This window comes from Streptomyces javensis (assembly GCF_039525925.1).
GTDB lineage: Bacteria > Actinomycetota > Actinomycetes > Streptomycetales > Streptomycetaceae > Streptomyces > Streptomyces asiaticus.
This window is the reverse complement of record NZ_BAAAIF010000008.1, coordinates 79801-100755: the sequence shown is the minus strand read 5'-3', so window position 1 is coordinate 100755 and position 20955 is coordinate 79801. Positions and strand designations below refer to the sequence as shown.

General features: G+C 74.0%; 17 protein-coding genes. 12 read left to right on the top strand and 5 right to left on the bottom strand.

Features of this window, described 5'->3' with window-relative positions:
• Positions 1–82: 82 nt before the first annotated feature.
• Positions 83–970, bottom strand: coding sequence for a universal stress protein (locus tag ABD329_RS10340; RefSeq protein WP_198278622.1), 888 nt, complete (start codon positions 968–970; stop codon positions 83–85).
• Between the two features lie 216 nt (positions 971–1186).
• Here ABD329_RS10340 and ABD329_RS10335 point away from each other — a divergent pair, with 216 nt between their 5' ends.
• From ABD329_RS10335 to ABD329_RS10305, 7 genes are all read left to right on the top strand, one after another.
• Positions 1187–1789: a CBS domain-containing protein gene (locus ABD329_RS10335; protein ID WP_198278623.1), complete on the top strand. Its 603-nt coding sequence runs from the start codon at positions 1187–1189 to the stop codon at positions 1787–1789.
• Positions 1786–2691, top strand: coding sequence for a universal stress protein (locus tag ABD329_RS10330; RefSeq protein WP_198278624.1), 906 nt, complete (start codon positions 1786–1788; stop codon positions 2689–2691). Before ABD329_RS10335 ends, ABD329_RS10330 begins: the two co-directional genes overlap by 4 nt.
• Before the next feature lie 326 nt (positions 2692–3017).
• Positions 3018–3872 carry a universal stress protein gene (locus ABD329_RS10325; RefSeq protein ID WP_198278625.1) on the top strand — a complete coding sequence of 285 codons (855 nt, stop codon included), beginning with the start codon at positions 3018–3020 and terminating at the stop codon, positions 3870–3872.
• A gap of 94 nt (positions 3873–3966) precedes the next feature.
• Positions 3967–5034: an alcohol dehydrogenase catalytic domain-containing protein gene (locus ABD329_RS10320; protein ID WP_198278626.1), complete on the top strand. Its 1068-nt coding sequence runs from the start codon at positions 3967–3969 to the stop codon at positions 5032–5034.
• Between the two features lie 18 nt (positions 5035–5052).
• The gene (locus ABD329_RS10315) at positions 5053–5886 is read left to right on the top strand and encodes a universal stress protein (protein WP_198278627.1); all 834 of its coding nucleotides are present in this window, start codon (positions 5053–5055) and stop codon (positions 5884–5886) included.
• A gap of 34 nt (positions 5887–5920) precedes the next feature.
• Positions 5921–7279, top strand: coding sequence for a nicotinate phosphoribosyltransferase (locus tag ABD329_RS10310; RefSeq protein WP_198278628.1), 1359 nt, complete (start codon positions 5921–5923; stop codon positions 7277–7279).
• A 14-nt stretch (positions 7280–7293) separates the two neighbouring features.
• Positions 7294–7959 (top strand): CBS domain-containing protein, encoded by a 666-nt coding sequence (locus tag ABD329_RS10305; protein ID WP_198278629.1) that lies wholly within the window; start codon positions 7294–7296, stop codon positions 7957–7959.
• 546 nt (positions 7960–8505) lie between these two features.
• Here the strand turns inward: ABD329_RS10305 and ABD329_RS10300 are convergent.
• On the bottom strand, positions 8506–9087 hold the full coding sequence (locus tag ABD329_RS10300; protein WP_214665662.1) for an Rv1733c family protein: 582 nt from the start codon (positions 9085–9087) through the stop codon (positions 8506–8508).
• A 148-nt stretch (positions 9088–9235) separates the two neighbouring features.
• Between ABD329_RS10300 and ABD329_RS10295 the strand changes: the two genes are divergently transcribed.
• Entirely contained in the window at positions 9236–9940 is a 705-nt protein-coding gene (locus tag ABD329_RS10295; protein ID WP_198281450.1) for a response regulator, read from the top strand.
• Between the two features lie 64 nt (positions 9941–10004).
• The gene (locus tag ABD329_RS10290) at positions 10005–11006 is read left to right on the top strand and encodes an Acg family FMN-binding oxidoreductase (RefSeq protein WP_198281451.1); all 1002 of its coding nucleotides are present in this window, start codon (positions 10005–10007) and stop codon (positions 11004–11006) included.
• A 189-nt stretch (positions 11007–11195) separates the two neighbouring features.
• Here the strand turns inward: ABD329_RS10290 and ABD329_RS10285 are convergent, their stop codons facing one another.
• Positions 11196–12908 (bottom strand): sensor histidine kinase, encoded by a 1713-nt coding sequence (locus ABD329_RS10285; protein ID WP_198281452.1) that lies wholly within the window; start codon positions 12906–12908, stop codon positions 11196–11198.
• Positions 12909–13100: 192 nt separating this feature from the next.
• Here ABD329_RS10285 and ABD329_RS10280 point away from each other — a divergent pair, with 192 nt between their 5' ends.
• On the top strand, positions 13101–17696 hold the full coding sequence (locus tag ABD329_RS10280; RefSeq protein ID WP_344316254.1) for a glycoside hydrolase family 2 TIM barrel-domain containing protein: 4596 nt from the start codon (positions 13101–13103) through the stop codon (positions 17694–17696).
• Positions 17697–17724: 28 nt separating this feature from the next.
• Here the strand turns inward: ABD329_RS10280 and ABD329_RS10275 are convergent, their stop codons facing one another.
• Both ABD329_RS10275 and ABD329_RS10270 read right to left on the bottom strand, forming a co-directional pair.
• The gene (locus ABD329_RS10275) at positions 17725–18219 is read right to left on the bottom strand and encodes an NUDIX hydrolase (protein ID WP_198280655.1); all 495 of its coding nucleotides are present in this window, start codon (positions 18217–18219) and stop codon (positions 17725–17727) included.
• Positions 18220–18376: 157 nt separating this feature from the next.
• Positions 18377–19147 (bottom strand): class I SAM-dependent methyltransferase, encoded by a 771-nt coding sequence (locus tag ABD329_RS10270; RefSeq protein ID WP_037952554.1) that lies wholly within the window; start codon positions 19145–19147, stop codon positions 18377–18379.
• A gap of 132 nt (positions 19148–19279) precedes the next feature.
• On the opposite strand from ABD329_RS10270, the gene ABD329_RS10265 reads away from it, so the two are divergent.
• Entirely contained in the window at positions 19280–19873 is a 594-nt protein-coding gene (locus ABD329_RS10265) for a winged helix-turn-helix transcriptional regulator (RefSeq protein ID WP_246618970.1), read from the top strand.
• 60 nt (positions 19874–19933) lie between these two features.
• Positions 19934–20398: a DUF2267 domain-containing protein gene (locus ABD329_RS10260; RefSeq protein ID WP_198280654.1), complete on the top strand. Its 465-nt coding sequence runs from the start codon at positions 19934–19936 to the stop codon at positions 20396–20398.
• The last annotated feature ends 557 nt before the right edge of the window (positions 20399–20955 follow it).

Here is a 20955-nt window from a genome sequence, read left to right as displayed (position 1 = left end):
ACCTCTCTCCCTCGTGGTCTGGCGGTGGCATGCCTGTCTCGTGGTGTGCGGTTGGGTACCCGCCGGTCGTACCGCCTGCCGTTCAGTCCCGCTCCGGCACGATCACCACCGGGCAGGGCGCGTGGTGCAGGGCCGCGTGGGCGATGCGGCCGAGTTGCGGCCCGGCGGTGTGCCCGTGGCCGCGGTGGGCGCCGAGGACCAGCAGATCGGCGGTGGCGGCCGCGTGGAGGAGCGCCTTGCGGGCCGTGCCCTCGACCGTCACGCGGTCCACGGTGACCTCGGGGTGGTCCCGTCCGGGGGCCCGCAGGGCGTTTTCCAGCGTCCGCTCCGCCCGTGCCCAGTGGGCCCGTACCGGGTCCCCCTCCAGCAGCAGATCATCCGTCACCTCACCGGCGGGCGCGCGCCAGGCCCGTACGGCCTCCAGCGTGCGGCCGCCCGCCGCGGCCTCGTGGAAGGCGAACCGGGCCGCGGCCGAGGGGCCGCCCGCCTCGCCGGGCTCGCCCACGCCGAGCACGATCCGGCCGAAGGCGCCGCCCCGGTTGGGCTCGCCGCCGCGTACGACGGTCACCGGGCAGCCGGCCCGGGCGGCGACCGCGAGGCTGACCGAGCCGAGCAGCAGCCCGGCCAGTTCGCCGCGGCCGCGGGAGCCGACGACCACGCCGGAGGCCTCCCGTCCGGCCCGCAGCAGCGCGTCCACCGGGTCCTCCGGCAGGACCTCGGCCGCGACCTTCACATCGGGGCCGCGGCGGCGAGCCCGCTCCGCGGCTGACGAGGCGATCTCCTCGTCCCTGATCTGCTCCCAGGGGCGCTCGGGGTCGGCGGCGGGCGCGATGCCCTCGTACCGCTCCCACAGCGAGGCGTGGACCAGCCGCAGCGGCACCGCGTGCCGGGCCGCCGCGTCCACCGCCCAGTCCACCGCCTGGAGGCTGTGGTGCGAGCCGTCGACGCCCACCACGAGGGGGAGCTCCACCGTGTCCACCACCTTCCGCACGCCTTTCGCCCCCCTGTCCCGACGCCTTCACCCTGGCGCCCGTGCGGGATCCCGCGCGAGGGGCGTTTCGGCCCCGCCGGGGGTCGTTCGGCCCAGGGCGCCCGTGCGGGCCGAACGGTCCCGAGCGGACCCCGGGCAGCCCAAGAAGGGGGCCGGAGCGCCGTCCCACGCTGGGAGCGGACCGGGGAGGCACGGATGAAGCACCGCAAGATCGGCAATGTGATGACCGACGACGTCGTCCGGGTGAGTTCCAGGACGCCGTTCGACGAGGTCGGCGCGCTGCTCTCCCGGCACCGCTTCAACGGGCTGCCCGTGGTGGACGGCGACGACAAGGTGGTCGGCATGATCACCGGGACCGATCTCAGCGAACCCGCCCCGACGGCCGGAGAGCTGATGTCGCGCCCAGCGGTCACCGTGCGCCCCCAGGACAGCATCGTGGACGCGGCCCGCGCGATGGACCGCCATCGCGTCGAGCGGCTGCCCGTCGTCGACGAGGAGGACCGGTTGATCGGCATCGTCACCCGCCGGGACCTGCTGCGGGTCTTCCTCCGCCCGGACGACGAGATCCGCGCCGAGGTGATCGACGAGGTGCTGGTCCGCTCGCTCTGGCTCGGCCCGCAGTCCGTCGCGGTCACCGTGACCGACGGGGTCGTACGGCTGGAGGGTCAGCTGGACCGGCACAGCGAGATCCCCATCGCGGTCCGGATGACCGGGCAGGTGGACGGCGTGGTCGCCGTGGTCGACCGGCTCAGCTACCGGGTCGACGACTCCGCGGGCCGGGGAGGTGCGCGGCGATGACCCGCCCGGCGGGCAAGCCGATGCGGGACGGCCGGGTGGTGGTGGGCCTGGACGGCTCCGACAGCGCCTGGGCCGCGCTGGACCGGGCGGTCGCCGAGGCGCGGCGCCGTGACGCCACGCTGGAGATCGTGCACGCCTGGCCGTGGGCCCGCACCGACCCGCTCGCCTTCGACCCGGACAGCGAGCCGCGGCGGCCCGCGGTGGAGATCGCCAGGACCGTGCTGCGGCTGGCCATGTCGCGGGCCCAGGAGCAGGATCCGCAGCTGCGCATCGTGCCCACGCTGACGGCCCAGGACGCGGTGCCCGAGCTGCTGCGGATCGGCGAGGACGCCTCGCTGATCGTCATCGGCACCCGGGGCCTGGGCGGTTTCACCGGGCTGCTGCTCGGCTCGGTCGGGCTGCGGCTGGCCGCCCACACCCGGCGCCCGCTGCTGGTGGTGCGCGGCGGGTCCACGAGGGCGTACGGGTCCGAGGGCCACGGCAAGGTGCTGGTCGGGGTGGAGAGCGGCGCGGACGCGGCGGCGGCCCGCTTCGCCTTCGAGGAGGCCGCCCGGCGCCGGGCCCGGCTGCGGGTGCTCTACGCCTGGCCGAAGCCGCGGGTCTTCGCGGGCGATCACGCCCTGCCCGCACGGGAGGTGGTGGCGCTGCGTGCCGAGCGGGAGCAGACGGTGGCGCACGGGATGGTGGCCGGGCTGCGCGAGGAGTTCGGGCACGTCCGGGTGCGGGAGCACACCACCCACAGCGCCCCCGCACAGGCCCTGGTGGAGGCGTCGCGGGCGGCGGACGTCCTGGTACTCGCCGTCCACCGGCGGACGCCCCGGCTCGGTATGCAGCTCGGCCCCGTGACCCATGCGGCGCTGCACCATGCGCACTGCCCGGTGGCGCTGGTGCCGGTGGAGTAGGCGCCAGTGGAGGCGCCAGTGGAATGGGCGCCGGTGGAGTAGGCGCCGGTCGAAGGGGCGCCATGCCCGGCTCCGGGCGGCGGAAAGGGCCGTAAGACCTGGTCCCCGGGACCTCCCCGGGACCGGTCGGCCCTGTCCGCGGGGGCCCGGCCATGGTCCGCTGGAGATGGCACCGGGGGCAACCGGCAGACGCGGAGAAGCGGACGTCCCACTACCGCGCACCGCGCAATCAGGGCCCGCGAGAAGTGGGCGCCCCCGGCGCCGCGCCTCGGGCACGTGCGGCACTGGGCATCGCCGCCGAGTGACCTGCCGGGAAGGAGGCAGCGATGGCGCGCCCCGTCACCGTCGGACTGGACGGCTCCGACGAGAGTCTGGCCGCCGCCGGCTGGGCCGCCCATGAGGCCCGTTCTCGCGAAGCGCCACTGCGGCTGGTGAACGCGTGGCCGGGGCCGGAGCAGACGGATCTGACACCGGGCCGGGAGGCCGCCTGGCAGTACTGGTCCGAGCGCGCCCTGCGCTCGGCGCGCGCCGAGCTGGACGCCGACCATCCCAAGACGACGATCGTCACCGCCCAGATCTCCGGCCTGCCCGCGCCCGTTCTGCTGGCCGAGGCGGAGCGGTCCCAGCTGCTGGTGGTGGGGTCCCGCTCGATCGGCGTGGTCGCGGGCTTCTTCCTCGGCTCGGTCGGCCTGGAGCTCGCCGCGCGCTCCCTGACCCCCGTGGTCCTGGTGCGGGCGGACGGGCACGACGAGCGGCACGGCGATGTGGTGGTCGGGGTGGAGCCGCGCGAGCCGTGCGACGACATCCTGAAGTTCGCCTTCGACGCCGCGGCCCGGCGCGACGGTGTGCTGCGGGCCGTCCACGCCAACCGGGTCCCCGCCATCCGGGGCGACGCCCCCTGGGTGGTGGACGTGGGGCTGAGCGACGCGCGCAAGGAAGCCGAACACGCGCTGGGCGAGGCGCTGGCGCCGTGGCGGGACAAGTTCCCCGAAGTGCGGGTCTTCGAGGAGGTCGCGTCGGACAGCCCGGCCCGGCGGCTGGTGGCCGCGGCGGCGGGGACGGCGCTGATGGTCGTGGGCCGCGGTCCGCGCCGGGTGGGGTTCGGCCCCCGGCTGGGACCGGTCACCCAGGCCGTGGCGCACCACGCCGCCTGCCCGGTCGCGGTCGTGCCCCAGCGATGAGCGCCCGCCCCCGCTCATGACGAGGCGGCGTAAGCCGAAGGCGGCCCAAGGCAATCGAAGGAAACCGGAGGAACCGGAGGAAAGGGAAACGGCCATGAAAGCACTCGTCTTCCACGGGCCGGAGCGGTCCTCCTGGCAGGAGGTGCCCGACCCCGAACTCGTGGCGGCCACCGACGCGATCGTCCGGATCGACACCACGACCATCTGCGGCACCGATCTGCACATCCTCCGCGGCGAGGTGCCGGACATCGAACCCGGCCGGGTGCTCGGCCACGAGGGGGTCGGCGAGGTCGTCGAGACCGGTGCCGACGTCCGCGGGATCCGCCCCGGCGACCGGGTGCTGATCTCCTGCATCTCGGCCTGCGGCCACTGCCGCTTCTGCCGGGAGCGCGGCTACGGGCAGTGCCGTGACGGCGGGGGCTGGATCCTGGGCCGTACCGTCGACGGCACCCAGGCCGAGTATGTGCGGGTGCCCTTCGCCGATCTGTCCACGCATCCGCTGACGGGGTCGGCCGAGGGCCATGACGCCGTGCTGCTGGCGGATGTCTTCCCCACCGCGTACGAGGTGGGCGTGCTCAACGGCCGGGTGGGGCCGGGCGATACGGTCGCGGTGGTGGGCGCCGGGCCCGTCGGGCTGGCCTCCATCGCCACGGCGCAGTTCTTCTCCCCCGGCCGGACCATCGCCGTCGATCCGGACACGGCCCGGCTGGACGCCGCCAAGCGGGTCGGCGCCGACGCGGTGGCGGACTCCGCGGAGGACCCGGAGCGGCTGGTCGACGATCTCACCGAGGGGCTGGGCGCGGATGTGGTGATCGAGGCCGTGGGCAGCCCGCGGTCCTTCGAGACCTGCACCCGGATGGTGCGGCCGGGCGGCCGGATCGCCAACGTGGGGGTGCACGCCCAGCCCGCGACGCTGCATCTGGAAGAGCTGTGGATCAAGAACGTGACGATCACCACCGGGCTGGTCGACACCTACTCGACCCCCACCCTGCTCTCCCTGCTGTGCGCCGGGCGGCTGCCCACGTCCACGCTGATCACCCATCTGTTCCAGCTGGATCAGATGGAGGAGGCGTACGACGTCTTCGCCCGCGCCGCGGACACCGGCGCGATCAAGATCGCGCTCGGCGAGGCCGCCCGTCCGCTGGTGGCCCGGGAGACATGAGCGGGGAGGCCGATGCGCATGGGAGCACCCATCACCGTCGGGGTCGACGGTTTCGCCGAGAGCCCACCGGCCGCGCACTGGGCGGCGCGTGAGGCGCTGCTGCGCGATCTGCGGCTGCGTCTGATCCACGCCTGGAACCCGCCGGCGCACCCGGCCCCGGTCCTCCCCCACGAGGACGACCAGTGCTACTGGTCGCAGCGGCTGCTGACCGACCTGGTGGGCGAGTTGCGCGACACCCACCCGGGGCTGCAGGTCTCGGCTGAGCTGGTGCCGCGCGAGACCGTGCCCGCCCTGCTGGACGCGGCCCGGGACGCCGAGATGCTGGTGCTCGGCTCGCGCGGCCGCGACACCCCCGGCGGCTTCCTCCTCGGGTCGACCGGCCGCCGGATCCTCGCGCACGGGGTGCACCCCGTGATCGTGGTGCACGCCGACGACAAGCCGCTGACCGCCGATGTGGCCGTCGGGGTGTCCCTGCGGCAGCCGAACGAGGAGGCGCTGCGGTTCGCCTTCGACGCCGCCGCCCGGCGCGGCGGTGTGCTGCGGGCCGTGCACGCGGGTACGAACGGGCCGGGGGACGAGGCGACAGCGGCGGACGAGGCGGAGCCCGGGGCGGAGGGCGCGCTGGACGCGGCGCTGCGGCCCTGGCGGGAGCGGTACCCCGGGGTGCCGGTGGCGGAGGCCTTCACCGCCGAGCGCCCGGCGCTCGGCGTGGTGCACACCGCGCCGGGCTCGGGGCTGCTCGTGCTGGGCCGCGACGAGACGGAGCCGGACCCCGTCCCTCACCTCGGCTCGGTGATCCACGCGGCGGTGCACCACGCGCCGTGCCCGGTGGCGGTCGTTCCACGCGGCTGATAGCGAGCGATGTCCGGAGGGAGGCGAGAGTGACGTGTCGGAGGCGATGACCACCGACCTCTACGAGGTGACGATGGCCCTGTCGTATCTGCGCGAGGGCATGACGGCCCCCGCCACCTTCGACCTCTACGTCCGCGATCTGCCGCCCGGGCGGGGCTTCCTGGTCGCCGCGGGCCTGGAACCGGCGCTGGACTTCCTGTCGGGCTTCCGCGTGGAGTCCGAGGACGTGGCGGCGTACGCCGCGGCGATGGGCCGTCCGTACGAGGACGTCGAACCGCTGCTGGGGCTCGGCTTCGACGGCGAGGTGCGGGCGGTGCCCGAGGGACGGATCGTCCTCGCCGGGGAGCCGCTGCTGGAGCTGACCGCGCCGCTGCCGCAGGCCCAGCTGGTCGAGACGTATCTGCTGGGGCAGCTGAGCCATCAGACCACCATCGCCTCCAAGGCGGCCCGGTGTGTGGTGGCCGCGGAGGGGCGCCCGGTGGTGGACTTCTCGCTGCGCCGCACCCACGGCCCCTGGTCCGGGATGCAGTCGGCACGGCTGGCCGCGATGACCGGGTTCACGGCGACCAGCAATGTGGCGGCGGCCACGGCCTACGGGATCGAGGCCACCGGGACGATGGCGCACGCGTACGTCGAGGCGTTCCCGGACGAGGAGACCGCGTTCCGCGCCTTCGCCCGTACCCACCCCGGCCCGGTCACCCTCCTGGTGGACACCTATGACACGGCGACCGGCGTGGCCACCGCGGCGCGGGTGCTGCGCGAGCTGGCGTCCGGGCCCCTCGGCGCGATCCGGCTGGACAGCGGCGACCTGGGCGAAGAGGCGGTGCGGGCCCGGGAGATCCTCGACGCGGCGGGGCTGCCGGAGGTGCGGATCGTGGCGAGTGGCGGGCTCGACGAGTACGCCATCGAGGAGCTGATCCACTCGGGCGCGCCGATCGATGTCTACGCCGTGGGTACCCGGATGGGCGTGTCAGCCGACGCCGCCTCCCTCGACACCGCGTACAAGCTGGTCGCCTACGACGGGCGGCCGGTGATGAAACTGTCCTCGGCCAAGGCCACGGCGCCTGGTGGCAAACAGGTGTGGCGGCGGCCCGGCTTCGTCGATGTGATCGGCGAGCGCGACGAACTGCCGCCCCACGGCGGCGCGCCGCTGCTGGAGAGCGTGATGCGGGAGGGCGTACGGACCGCGGCCCCCGACACCCTCGACCGCGCCCGGCGGCGGTTCGACACCGATCTCGCGGGGCTGCCGCCGCACGCCCGGCGGATCCGCCACCCGGCCCCGCCCCGGCCCTCCACCTCCGCCGGGCTGGCCCGGCTCGCGGGGCGGGTGCGCCGCCGGATCGAGGTCCGGCTGGCGGCCGGGGACGAGGCGGGCGGAAGACAGGCAGCGTGACGAAGGAGGATGCCGTGCCCCGGAGTGCGCACATCGTGAGCGATGTGATGACCCATACCGTCGTCGCCGTCGGCCGCGAAGCGCCGTTCAAGGAGATCGTCAGAACGCTGGAGCAGTGGCGGGTGAGCGCCCTGCCGGTGCTGGAGGGCGAGGGCCGGGTCATCGGCGTGGTCTCCGAGGCGGACCTGTTGCCCAAGGAGGAGTTCCGCGACAGCGACCCCGCGCGGGTGGCGCAGCTGCGCGACCTCCCCGGTGTCGCCAAGGCGGGCGCGGTGACGGCCGATGAGCTGATGACGTCCCCCGCCATCACCGTGCACGCGGGCGCCACGCTCGCCGAGGCCGCCCGGATCATGACCCACAAGCGGGTCAAGCGGCTCCCGGTGGTGGACGAGGAGGGGAGACTCGAGGGCATCGTCAGCCGCGCCGACCTGCTGAAGGTGTTCCTGCGGCCGGATGACGACATCGAGGACGAGGTACGCCGCGAGGTGGTGACCCACCTCTTCCCGGCCCAGGGCGAAACCGTCCGGGTGAGCGTGAACGAGGGCGTGGTCACCCTGGCCGGACGGGTCACGGAGGCCGTCCTCATCCCGGCGGCGGCCCGCCTCATCCGCGCGATCGAGGGCGTGGTCGACTTCGACAACCAGCTGACGGCCGTGCCCCATACGCCCCAGCGGCGGTAGCGGCGCTGTCCGGCGGTCCCCAGCGGGTCATGCGGCCCCGGGCGCTGGGCTCTGGGGTGGCGAGCCTTGGGACGGCGAGCCGTTGGGGCGGCGGGCCCTTGGGACGGCGGGCCCTTGGGACGGCGAGCCCATGGGACGGCGGGCCCTGGCGTGGCGGGCACTCGCGTGGCGGGCACTCGCGTGGCGGGCACTCGCGTGGCGGGCACTCGCGTGGCGGGCACTGGCGTGGCGGGCCCGCTCGATCGGCCGCCGCGGCCGCTGATGGTCGGGACGCCCAAGGGCACCGGTCGGTTGTCGGGTGCGGGTTTCGTTTCGCGCCTTCGGCGCCATTGAGCAGCGGGGCAGGGGGCGGGCGCGCGGGCCTCGCCGCCGACCGCCGGGCCGGTGGGGGCAGGGGCGGTGGCGGCCTCCGTGCCCGGTGGCCGGAGCCTCTCCGGACCGCGGGTCGGCGGGGTCCGGCACCCCCTTCCGAAAATGCTTGATCTGGCGCAACTAGTTCATCAAGCGATGTCCAGGACCCCGCACACCGGCCGGGCACGGCCAGGCTCAGCGGATGTGGCGGCTCCAGCGGGGGCCGACCTCGGCCCAGGCTCGGCCCCACTCCTGGGTGCGGGCGCGGTCCAGGCGCCAGCGTGCCACGCCGCGTCCGGCCAGCGACACCGCGCCCACGCCCGCCGCGGCCGAGGTCCCGGCGAGCACCGCGCGGGTGGCGATCTGCTCGGGGGTGGGCGGCCGCTGGACCATGCTGCCCCGGCCGTCGGTCCAGATCTCGGTGGCGGTGCCCGCCTTGCTCCCCTCGTGGACCCGTGCCGTACCGGTGTGGACCGTGCCGTCCGGGCCGGTCCACCGGACGATCGCGCGCACCAGGCCGGTGGTGGAGCCGTCGGCGGCGGGCTGTGCGACGGGGGCGTCCTCCTTGAGCACCGCGGGCACCCGGTGCCGGTCCGCCCGCTCCTGCCGCAGTGACGCGTCCACGGCGGTGCCCGCGGCCACCCCGGCCGCCGGGCCGCCGACCGCCATCACCAGGCCGGTCACGAGCACGACCCACGCCTCGATCACGTCCGAGCGGCGTCTGAGCGGATTGCGCCGCCACCGCCACAACCGCCGCCCCCGCACTTGCGTGCCCATGCCGTGACCGTCGCACGCGCGGGGAGGGCGGGACGAGGGCCGGGCAGCCCCCTTGGGGGCCCGTTCGGCCCTGGTACCGCGCTGACCTGCTGCGCCACGATTCCCACCGGGGGGCCGGGCGGACGGCGGACGAACGGTGCGAGAGCCCATGACGGAGACCGAAGCGACACGAGCGACACCGGCGACACCCATCAGGGTGTTCGTCCTCGACGACCATGAGGTCGTCCGGCGCGGACTGCACGATCTGCTGGATGCCGAACCGGACATCGAGGTGGTCGGCGACGCCGGGACCGTGGACCACGCGATGGCCCGGGGCCCGGCGCTGCGGCCCGACGTGGCCATCCTGGACGTCCGGCTGCCGGACGGGGACGGCATCACGGTCTGCCGTGAGCTGCGCTCCCGTATGCCGGGGCTGGCCTGTCTGATGCTGACCTCGTTCGACGACGACGATGCCCTGCTGGACGCGATCATGGCCGGGGCGGCGGGCTATGTGCTCAAGCAGATCAAGGGGTCGGACCTGGTCTCGGCGGTGCGCACCGTGGCGTCCGGCCAGTCGATGCTGGACCCTGCCACCACCGCCCGGCTGATGAGCACCCTGCGGGGCGACACCGCCCCGCAGGAGCCCCGGGACGAGGTGCTGGCCGGGCTGTCCCCGCGCGAGCGGGAGATCCTGGTGCTGATCGGCGACGGGCTCACCAACCGGCAGATCGGCAAGCGGCTCTTCCTGTCCGAGAAGACGGTCAAGAACCACATCTCCCGGCTGCTGGCCAAGCTGGGCGTGGAGCGCCGCATCCAGGCGGCGGTGCTGGCGACCCACTCGGCCCCGAGCAGCGACGACGGCCATCCGGGATGACCCCGCAATCACCCTGATGGACGGCCCACCACCACTGACGGCTCACCGGCGAGGAGAGGACCCCATGCAGCCCGCAGTGCTCGACGCGGCGATCCTGGAGAAGCTCATCTCCGCGGCCGTGGCCGCTCCCTCGATCCACAACACCCAGCCCTGGCGCTACCGGCTGAACCCCGACACCGTCACCCTGGAGGTCCGGGCCGCCCCCGAGCGGGCGCTGCGGTACGCCGATCCGATGGGCCGGGCGCTGAGCGTCTCCGCCGGGGCCGCCGTGTTCAATCTGCGGGTCGCCGTGGCCCACTTCGGCTGGGACCCGGTGGTCCAGCTGCTGCCGTACCGGTCGCAGCCGGATCTGCTGGCCACGGTGCGCCTGGCCGCGCCGCCCACCGACCGTGCGGAGCGCCGTGACCACGGACACGACGACCTGTACGACGTCATCTGGCGGCGGCACAGCAGCCGCTCCCCCTACTCCGCGCGCCGACTGCCCACACGGGTGCTGTGCGACCTGACGGAGGCGGCGCGCGCGAACGGGGCCACGCTGTGGCTGGCGGACCCCGAGGAGACCTCGCGGCTGCTGCGGCTGACCGCCGAGGCGGAGCGGCGCGTCTCCGGGGACCCGCGCCGGCTCGCCGAGAGCCGCACCTGGATCCGCGACACCGGGCCGTACGGAATCCCCCCGGCCGCCCTCGGCCCACGGGACGCCACCGGGCGGCTGCCGATGCGCGACTACGTCGGCCCGCGGCCGGACGGCCGCCGGGGCGACGACCGGCCCGCCGCCCCGTTCGAGACCCGTCCGACCATCGCCGTGCTGACCACGGACCAGGACCGGCGCACCGACTGGCTGCGGGCCGGGCAGGCGCTGGAACACGTCCTGCTGCTTGCGACCTCGCACGCGGTCCGGGCGTCCCTGCTGCACCAGGCGCTGGAGTGGTCCGATCTGCGGTGGTCGCTGGGGGACGCCCACCCGGGGCCCGGCCATGTGCAGATGCTGATCCGGCTGGGTTACGGACCGGTGGGCCCGGCCACTCCGCGCAACGGGGCGGCCGAGGCGCTGGACAGGCGCCGCTGACGCGGCACAGGCCATCACCTACAGCCGCGCCACGGCCGGCGCTTATCGCCGCGCCACGGCCGACGCCGACCGCCGCGCCACGACCAGCGCCGACCGCCACGCCGCGGGCCATCGCCTATCGCCGTGGTCCGGGCCACCGCCAATCGCCGCGCCAAGGGCCACCGCAGACCACCGCGCCCCGGCCACCGCCTACCGCTCCGGCAGCGGTACCGCCCACACCAGGCGGGTCCCGCCGCCCGGCGGCCGGCCGAGTTCCAGCACACCGCCCAGCTTCTCGGCGCGCTCGGCCATGTTCCGCAGTCCGCTGCGACGGCCGCTCCCGGGGATGCCCACCCCGTCGTCCGTGACCGTGAGGGTCAGCCGCCCGGACGCCACGATCAGCGAGATCTCGGCGGCGTCGGCCTCCGCGTGCCGGGCGATGTTCGACAGCGCCTCGGCCAGCACGGCGACCATGTCGTCCGCGACCGAGCGCGGCACATCGGTGTCGACCAGGCCCTCGGTGCGCAGCGAGGGGGTGAAGCCGAGCGCGGGCACGGCCTCCTCGATGGTCTTGGCGGTACGGACCCGCAGCCCCTGGACCGCGGGGCCCGCCTCGTGCGAGCGCAGCCCGAAGATCGTCGAGCGGATGATCTTGATGGTGTCGTCCAGGTCGTCCACCACCCGCAGCAGCCGTTCGGAGCCCTCCGGATGCTGGACGAACCGCAGCGTGGACTGGAGCGTCATCCCGGCGGCGAAGAGCCGCTGGATGGCCAGGTCGTGCAGATCGCGGGCGATCCGGTCGCGGTCCTCGAGCAGGGCGAGCTGCTCGGCGTCGCGCCGCCGCTCGGCCAGTTTCATCGCGATCGCCGCCTGGCCCGCGAAGCCCAGCAGGGTGTCGGTCTCGATCTGGGTGAAGACGGGGCTGTCCGCGACCCGGGCCAGCGAGAGCACCCCGCCCACCCCGTCCCGGGTCCGCATCGGCACCGCGACGGCCGGGCCGAGCCCGTCCCAGCGCTGCGGGCCGACCGTGATCCGCGGGTCGTTCTGGACATCGGTGCTGGTGACCGGCTCGGAGGCGGTGAAGGCCGCACCGCCGAAGGTGCCCCGGCGGGGCAGCACCAGACCGCGGTGGGCCTCGGCGTCGGTGCCTGCCGCCAGCGCGACCTGAAGCTCGTCGGTGCCGGCCATCGGCAGCATCAGCACACCGAGGTCGGCGGAGAGGATCCGGCGGGCGTGTTCGACGATCAGCGCCAGGACCCTGGTCTCGTCCACTCCGGACAGCAGGCTGTGGGTCACCTCGGCGTTCGCCTCCAGCCAGCGCTGGCGGTGCTGGGCCTCCTCGTACAGCCGGGCGTTCTCGATGGCCACCCCGGCGGCCACGGCGAGGGTGGACAGCACCGTCTCGTCCTGGCCGTCGAACTCCTTGCCGCCGCGCTTCTCGGTGAGGTAGAGGTTGCCGAAGACCTCGTCGCGCACCCGGATGGGGACTCCGAGGAAGGAGTGCATCGGCGGGTGGTCCGGCGGGAAGCCGTAGGAGGCCGGGTGCTCCGAGAGCTCGGCCAGCCGCAGCGGCTGGGGGTGGCGGATCAGCTCGCCGAGCAGCCCATGGCCCGACGGCAGCCGCCCGATCGCCTCGGCCCGCTCCTTGCCGACGCCCACCGGCAGGAACTCGGCCAGCCGCTCGTCCTCCCCGATCACGCCCAGCGCCCCGTATTCGGCGTCCACCAGCACCACCGCGGCCTCGACGATCCTCCGCAGCACATGCGACAGATCGAGCTCCCGGCCGATCGAGAGGACGGCTTCCAGCAGACTGTGCACCCGGTCCTGGGTGCCACGCACCCCGTCGATGCGCACCTGGAGCTCTTCCAGCAGCTCGTCCAGCCGCAGCCGGGGCAGGTACTCCGTACTCTTCGTGCTCTCCATACCCACGGTGCCTCCGTCGGCCCCACCGTGCTCGGCACGGCATTCCGCACGGCCCTCACTCCTTTCACGGTAGCCGCGCCGGGCCGACGGTGAGTGCTGCGGGACATCTTGGCGCGCGGGGGCGCGTTGGCTAATGTGCGGGCCTGTTCGTTCTGGAGCGTTTCCACACCCCACAGAAGGGTGGACCACCAGATGCCCCGACGCCCCCGACGTCGTCTCCCCCTCCCCCGTTTCCCCTCGCTCTCCCGGCTACCCCGGCTCGCCGCCGTCGCCCTGGCCCTCGCGCTCGCCGTCCCCGCCGCCCCGGCGGCAGCGGCGGACACCCCCGATCCCCCCGCGGATGTGTACGAACTGCTGGAGGACCCCGAGGTCACCGCGGTCGGACAGGAGCCCGCCCACGCCCGGCTGACCCCGTACGCCGACACCGCCGAGGCGCTCGGAGGCGGCACCAAGAGCCGCTGGACCGCCTCGCTCGACGGCGCCTGGAAACTCCATATGTCCGACCGCCCCGAGGAGGTGCCGAAGGACTTCTTCACCGAGGGCTACGACACCTCCAAGGGCGGCTGGCGCAGTGTGAGCGTGCCGCACACCTGGCAGACGGACGGCCTGGACCATCCGGTGTTCCGGAACATCCCCACCGAGATGTATCCGGACGACCCCCCGAAGGTCCCGCACGACGTCAATCCGACCGGCGCCTACGTCAAGACCTTCGAGCTGCCCAGGGACTGGGAGAAGCGGCGGACGTTCCTCCGCTTCGAGGGCGTCACCAGCGGCTATCTGGTCTGGGTGAACGGCTCCTACGCGGGCTATGACCAGGGCGGCTACACCCCCGCCGAGTTCGACATCAGCGACCGGCTGCACCCGGGCCGCAACACCATCGCGGTGCAGGTCCACCGCTGGGGTTCGGGGTCGCACATGGAGGACTACGACCAGTGGCGGTTCTCGGGCATCTTCCGCTCGGTCGGGCTCTACTCCACCCCGGCCGAATATCTGCGGGACATCACCGTCAAGACCGATCTGGACAGCCGGTACCGCGATGCCCGGCTGACCGCCGAGGTCGACGTGGCCGCCAAGGGCCCGGAGCGCGCCTCGGACGACCGTAAGGTGCTCGGCACCCTCTACGACGAGCGCGGACGCAAGGTGACAACGATGTCGGGGACGGTGGGCGGTGGCGGTGGCTCCACCACCCTCACCGCCGATGTGGCCAACCCGGCCAAGTGGACCGACGAGACGCCCCACCTCTACACCCTCGTCGTCCGGCTCACCGGCGCCGACGGCTCGGTCACCCACACCACCGCCCAGCCCGTGGGGTTCCGCGAGCTCGAGATCAAGGACAGACAGCTCCTCGTCAACGGCAAACGCATCCTCGTCAAGGGCGTCAACCGCTCCGAGACCGACCCCGACACCGGCCGCCACGCCACCCGCGAGCGCACCGCCTCGGATGTCTCGCTGATGAAGCAGCTCAACATCAACTCCGTGCGCACCTCGCACTACCCCTCGGATCCGTACCTCTACGAGCTGGCCGACGCGCGCGGTCTGTGGATCGACGACGAGGTGGACATCGAGACCCATCACCACGACGCCTGCCCGGACGACTGCCTGGCCGAACGGCCCGAGTGGCAGGCGGCGTTCATGGACCGCCTCACCGCGATGTACGAACGGGACAAGAACCACCCCAGCGTGTTGATGTGGGACACCGGCAACGAGGCCGGACTGGGCAAGGCCCACTACTCGATGGCCGAATTCCTGGACCGCGAGGACCCGGCCCGGCCGGTCTACCACCAGCCCAACAGCCCGGACGGCGACGCCCCGTTCGCCGATGTCTGGGGCCCGCGCTACCCCTCCCCCTCGGGTCTGGAGGAGAAGGCGAAGGCCACCACCAAGCCGATCATCATGGGTGAGTACGCCCACGCCATGGGCAACTCGCTCGGCAACTTCCGGGAGTTCTGGGATGTGGTGCGGAAGTACCCCCAGGTCCAGGGCGGCTACATCTGGGACTGGGCGGAGCAGAACATCACCCAGCCGCTGGTCACCACCCCCGACACCTCCGGCAACGACATCCTGTCGTACGTCTCCGGAAAGCCCGGCCTGGTGGCGGGGCACCGGGGCAAGGCACTGGAGCTGTCCGGTCTCGACGACTTCGTGGAGGTCTACCGCGACCCGAAGCTGGACGCGGTGTCGGACGCGCTCACCCTGGACGCCTGGGTGAAACCCGCCGACTGGACGGGCTCCTTCACCATGATCGCCAAGGGCGACCACAGCTATGCGCTGAAGATGCGCGACAAGGACACCCTGGAGTTCTTCGTCTACGGCGACGGGGACTGGCACACCGTGGCGGCCGATGTCCCAGCGGGCTGGTACGGCTCATGGCATCGCGTCTCCGCCACCTTCGACGGCCGGACGCTCCGGCTGCTCGTCGACGGCAAGCAGACCGCGTCGGCCGACTGGACCGGCAGCGTGGGCTACTCCGCGCAGCCGGTGAACATCGGCCGCAACCCGGAGACCGACCAGGAGAACATCCGCACTCGGATGGCACACGGCACCGTCGACCAGGTCCGCGTCTACCACAAGGCGCTGAGCGCCGATCAGCTCGCCGCCGACCCCAGCGGGGACGCGGTGCTCGCGCTCGACTTCGACCGGCTCGACCGCAAGGGGGACTTCCTGTCCTACGGCGCCGGGACCGGCGGGGTCGACGGGGTGGTCTCCTCCGACCGCACCGTCCAGCCGGAGGCCCGCACCATGGCGGCCGTCCACGCCCCGATCCGGATCTCGGGCGAGGAGGCCCGCGCGGGCCGGGTCGAGGTGCGCAACGAGCGGTCCTTCACCGGCACCGGCGACCTCCGGCTGCGCTGGCGCGTCACCGAGGGCGCCCGCACCCTGGCCCAGGGCAGCCGGAGCCTCGACCTCGCCCCAGGTGGGCGGAGCACCCTCCAGCTGCCCAAGCCGCCCGCCAACCCCAGGGACGCCGACCGGCAGCTGACCGTGGAGGCGGTGCAGGCGGCGGACACGGCCTGGGCGAAGGCCGGGCACCGGGTGGCGGTCGAGCAGTTCGACATCGGCGGCCACCAGCTCGCGGGCACGGTGCCCGCGCGGGCGCCGGGGAAGGTGAAGGCCACCACGTCCGGCGACCGCCTCACGGTCACCGGCGACGGCTTCAGTTACGGCTTCGACCGGGCCAGTGGCGAGCTGGTCTCCATGAGGTCCGGCGGCCGGGAGCTGCTCGGCTCCGGCCCCGAGCTGGACGCCTGGCGCGCCCCGGTCAGCAATGAGATCGGCTCCGAGGAGGGACCCTGGCGCGAGGCGGGCCTGGACCGGCTGCGCACGGAGCCGGGCAAGGTCACGGTGGCCGAGCGACACGGCGAGGTCGTCGTGACCGTGCCCTCCTCGGCCGCCGCGCCCGGCGTCAAGGACTCCTCGTTCGCCCAGACCCTGCGATACACCGTCAGCGGCACCGGGGAGCTGCGCCTCGACCACCGGGTGGAGGCCCGGGGCGCGGCGCGCAAGGTGCCGTATCTGCCCCGTATCGGGCTCTCGCTGCGCATACCCGAGCGCTACGACCGGTTCAGCTGGTACGGGCGCGGGCCGCAGGAGAACTACAACGACCGTAAGGACGGCGCCCCCGTGGGGGTCTACTCCACGGACGTGGACGAGCAGTTCGCCGGGTACACCAAGCCGCAGGACTACGGGAACCACGAGGACGTCCGCTGGGCCTCGCTGTCCGACGGCAGCGGCGGGCTCCTGGTGTCCGGGGACCTCTCGGCCGGGGTGACCCCCTACACCGGGATCGACCGCGCCGCCTACCCGTTCGCCCTCCGCAAGGACCCGGGAGGCAACACCCTGCACCTGGACCACGCGGTGAGCGGGGTGAGCGAGACGTTCCACACCGTGCTGCCCGAGTACCAGGTGCGGCCCGCCAAGGAGTACGCCTACACCCTGCGGCTGCGCCCGCTGACCGGCGCCGAGGCCCGCACCGGCACCCCGCGCGGCCCGGTGGTCTGCGCCCCCGAGGCGAAGCTCTCCGCCGCCGACACCACGGTGCCGGCGGGTGGCTCCACCTCGGCCGAGCTGACCGTCACCAACCCCTGTGACACCCCGCTGCGCGATGTCACGGCCTCCTTCGACCCGGCCGAGGGGTGGACCGCCGAGCCCGGCACCTCGGACCTCGGCGACCTCGCGGCGGGCCGGACCGCGACCGTACGGACCACGATCAGCCGTGGTGAGGGCAGCCCGGACGGTCCGCGGCCCGCCGTGGCCGAGGTCCGCGCGACCTCTGCCGGTGGCGCGCGGGTGAGCGGCTCGGCGTCGGCCGAGCTCGACGGCACGCCTCCTCCGCCGCGCGGTGAGACGGCGGTGTCCACGCTCGACTTCATCACCGCGGACAACGGCTGGGGCCCGGTCGAACGCGACCGCAGCAACGGCGAGTCCGCGCCGGGCGACGGCAAGGCCCTCACCATCGACGGCACGGCCTACGAGCGCGGTCTCGGCACCCACGCCGACTCCACGGTCGAGGTCTTCCTGGGCGGCAACTGCTCGACGTTCACGGCGAAGACGGGCCTGGACGACGAGGTGGGGTCCGACGGCAGCGTCGTCTTCGAGGTCTACGCCGACGGCGAGCGGGTGTACCGGGGTGAGACGGTGCGCGGCTCGGACGCGGCCGTACCGGTGGAGGCCCGGGTCGAGGGCGCGCAGCGGCTCCGGCTGCGGGTCACCGACGGCGGCGACGGCAACGCGCATGACCACGCCGACTGGGGAGCGGCCACGGTGCACTGCGGAGGTGGCTCCGCATGACATGACGGCTGGTGGGCGCCGGTCCCGGTCATTCGCCGCCGGGGCCCGCGCCCTCCGCGCCGTCGAGCAGCTCCGCCAGCCGGTCCAGGAAGGCCCGCTGCCTCGTCACCATCTTCCGGCGGGCCTCGTCAAGGCCGAACCAGGCGACCCGGTCGATCTCGGGGAAATCCCGCATCCGGCCGGAGCCCTTCGGCCACTCCATGGCGAACGTGCCGGGGGTGATGCCCGCCGGGTCGAGATCGCCCTCCAGCGCCCAGACGGTGACCAGCTTGCCCCCGGTCTGGGTCACGGAGCCCAGCGGCACCGGCTCCCCGCCGGGCGGGGGCACACCGAGCTCCTCCTGGAACTCCCGGCGCGCGGCGGCCTCCGGGGTCTCGTCCTCGTCGTACTCCCCCTTGGGCACCGTCCAGGCACCCGCGTCCTTGGAGGCCCAGAAGGGGCCTCCCATATGGGCGAGCAGAACCTCGACGGCCGGGCCCGCGCCCCGGTACAGCAGGAGTCCGGCGCTGCGCTTACGAGTCACGGTGCCCAGTGTGCGCCCATGCGGGCAGGGCGGGGGGCGGGTTCACCGCTCAGCCTTTGCGGGCGTAGCCGAGGTGTCAGCCCTTGCGGGCGTAGCCGAGATGTCAGCCCTTACGGGCGTAGCCGAGGTATCAGCCCTTACGGGCGTAGCCGAGATGTCAGCCCTTGCGGGCGTAGCCGAGATAGGTGACCAGCGGCCGGGCGTCCGGGGCGAGTACGAAGTCCACGATCGGCGGGATCTGCTCATCGGTGATCCGCCCCCGGCGGCGCGCCATGGTGGCCTTGACCAGGCTGCGCGGGTCCTTGGGCTTGAAGTCGCAGATGTCCTCGTTGCGCAGCCCCTGCCGCTCCAGGGCGGCGGTCAGCTCCGCGGGGGTGCGCAGCCGGGCCGCCGTGTAGCGGCCGGCGGGCATGATCCGGGTCATCGGGACGCGCTGGAAGGCGCCGAGGTAGATCAGCCGGGAGAGCAGGGTGCGGTTGACGGTGTCGTAGATCAGCACCCCGCCGGGCCGCAGCACCCGGGCGGCCTCCGCCAGCACCCGGTCGAGATCTGGGGTGATCTCGAAGGTGTCCGCGTAGTAGGCGAGGTCGAACGCGCCATCGGCGAGGCCGAGTCGCTCGGCGGGCGCGGTGCGGTAGTCGATCCCGGGGTGTTCGCGCTCGCCCGCCTCGCGCGCCATCTCGGTCGCGGTGGCGGAGGGGTCGACGGCGACGACGTCGAAGCCGAGACCGGCCAGCCCGCGGGGCAGCAGCCCGCGGCCGCTGCCCACGACCACGGCGCGGCTTCCGGACGCGGAGAGGTCCACGCTCTTGAGCGTGGTGCGGACGTATTCCAGACGGCTGTCCTGGAAGGTGACGGCCCTGATCTGACGGCCGTCGACGGCCTCGGGCGACCGTGAGTCCAGTTCGATGTGCGGGGCGGCGGCCATCGTCTTCTCCCTCACGGGTGCGCGGATTCGCGGATTCACCGGTGTCCGGGGCGGCCCGGGCGGGCTCGCCGGGTTCCCCGAGGAAACCTAACACCCTTAAGTTCCCTCAGGGAACTCGGGTAGGGTCGTGTCATGACCCGTACTCCGCTCGCCGATGTGGCCTGTTCGATCGCCCGCGCCACCGATCTGTTCGGCGACGCCTGGACGGCGCTGATCATGCGGGATGTGCTCACCGGGGTCACCCGCTTCGACGATCTCGCCCATGACCTGGGCATATCGCGTAAGGTCCTGGCCGCCCGGCTGGCCCGGCTGGTGGAGGAGGGGGTGCTGATCCGGGAGCGGTACCAGGAGCGGCCGCCCCGGGAGCACTATCGCGCCACCCCCAAGGGCGAGGAGCTCTATCCGGTGCTGCTGGCGCTGATGGCGTGGGGCGACCGCTGGTACGCGGGCCCCGCCGGGCCCCCGGCCCGGATCCGCCATCTCGACTGCGGACGGGACACCACGCCGGTGACCGCGTGCGCCCACTGCGGGGAGCCCCTGACGGTCGGCAACACCACCCAGCTCCCGGGCCCCGGCGGGCGCACCGGCCCCGGCACCCGGGTGCTGGGCCCGCTGCTCACCGCGCGGGAGAACCGGCGGGAGGACCGGCGGGAGGACCGGCTGGAGAACCGGCTGGAGAACCGGCGTGCGGACACCCCGGAGGCCGGGCGCCCGGCGACGGTTTGAGCGAGTGGCACGGGGCACTCGGGACAGTAGCCGGGCACCCGACCACGAGGAGCGCCGACCATGCGCTACGAAGAAATGACGGGCCTGGTCCAGGCCCGGGCCCAGCTTCCCGACCGGCAGTCCGCCGAGCGGGCGGTACGGGCGACGCTCGAAACGCTCGCCGAGCGCATCCCGGACGGGCTGGCGGACCATATGGCGGCCCAGCTGCCACTGGAGGCGGCCGAGCCGCTGCGGCGCGTCGCCGCCTCCCATGAGGGCTCGCCCGAGGAGCGGACGTACCGGCGGGACCACGGCGAGCGGTTCGACCTCACCGGTTTCGCGGGCCGGATCGCCTGGCGCACCGAGCACACCGAGGAGGAGGCGCTGCGCGAGGCGGCCGCCTTCTTCGAGGTGCTGGACTCGGCCGTGGACCCGGAGCTGATGGAGAAGCTGTACGGCGTCCTGCCGAACGACATCCGGGAACTGCTCCCGGAGTCCCGGGCGGAGCAGAACGCGCCGACCGAGCGGGACTCGCGGAGCGAGTAGGACTCACGGCCCGCCCACGGGGGCCTGGGGGATCTTTCCCCCACCCCGCCCCTTCCCGACACCAAGGGCTCCGCCCCTGGACCCCGCAGGATTTGGGGCGAAGCACCCACCCGGGGCCCGAAGCGAAGCCCCGACCCGAGGACCGAGGCGAAGCACCCGTCCAGGGGCTGGGCGAAGCCCCGACCCGAGGACTGAACCCCCGACCCGAGGACCGAAGCGAAGCACCCGCCCAGGGACTGGGGCCAAGCCCCGACCCGAGGACCGAAGCGAAGCACCCGCCCGGGGACCGAAGCGGAGCACCCGTCCAGGGACTGGGGCCAAGCCCCGACCCGAGGACTGGGGCGGAGCACCCACCCGCGGCTGGGGCGAGGCCCCGGCCCGGGAGCCGAAGAGGAGCACCCGCCCGGGGTCTGAGGCGGAGCACCCGCCCGGGGGCCGAAGCGGAGCACCCGCCCGGGGACTGGGGCGGAGCCCCGGTCCGGGGGCTGGGGCGGAGCCCCGGTCCGGGGGCTGGGGCGGAGCCCCGGTCCGGGGGCTGGGGCGGAGCCCCGGTCCGG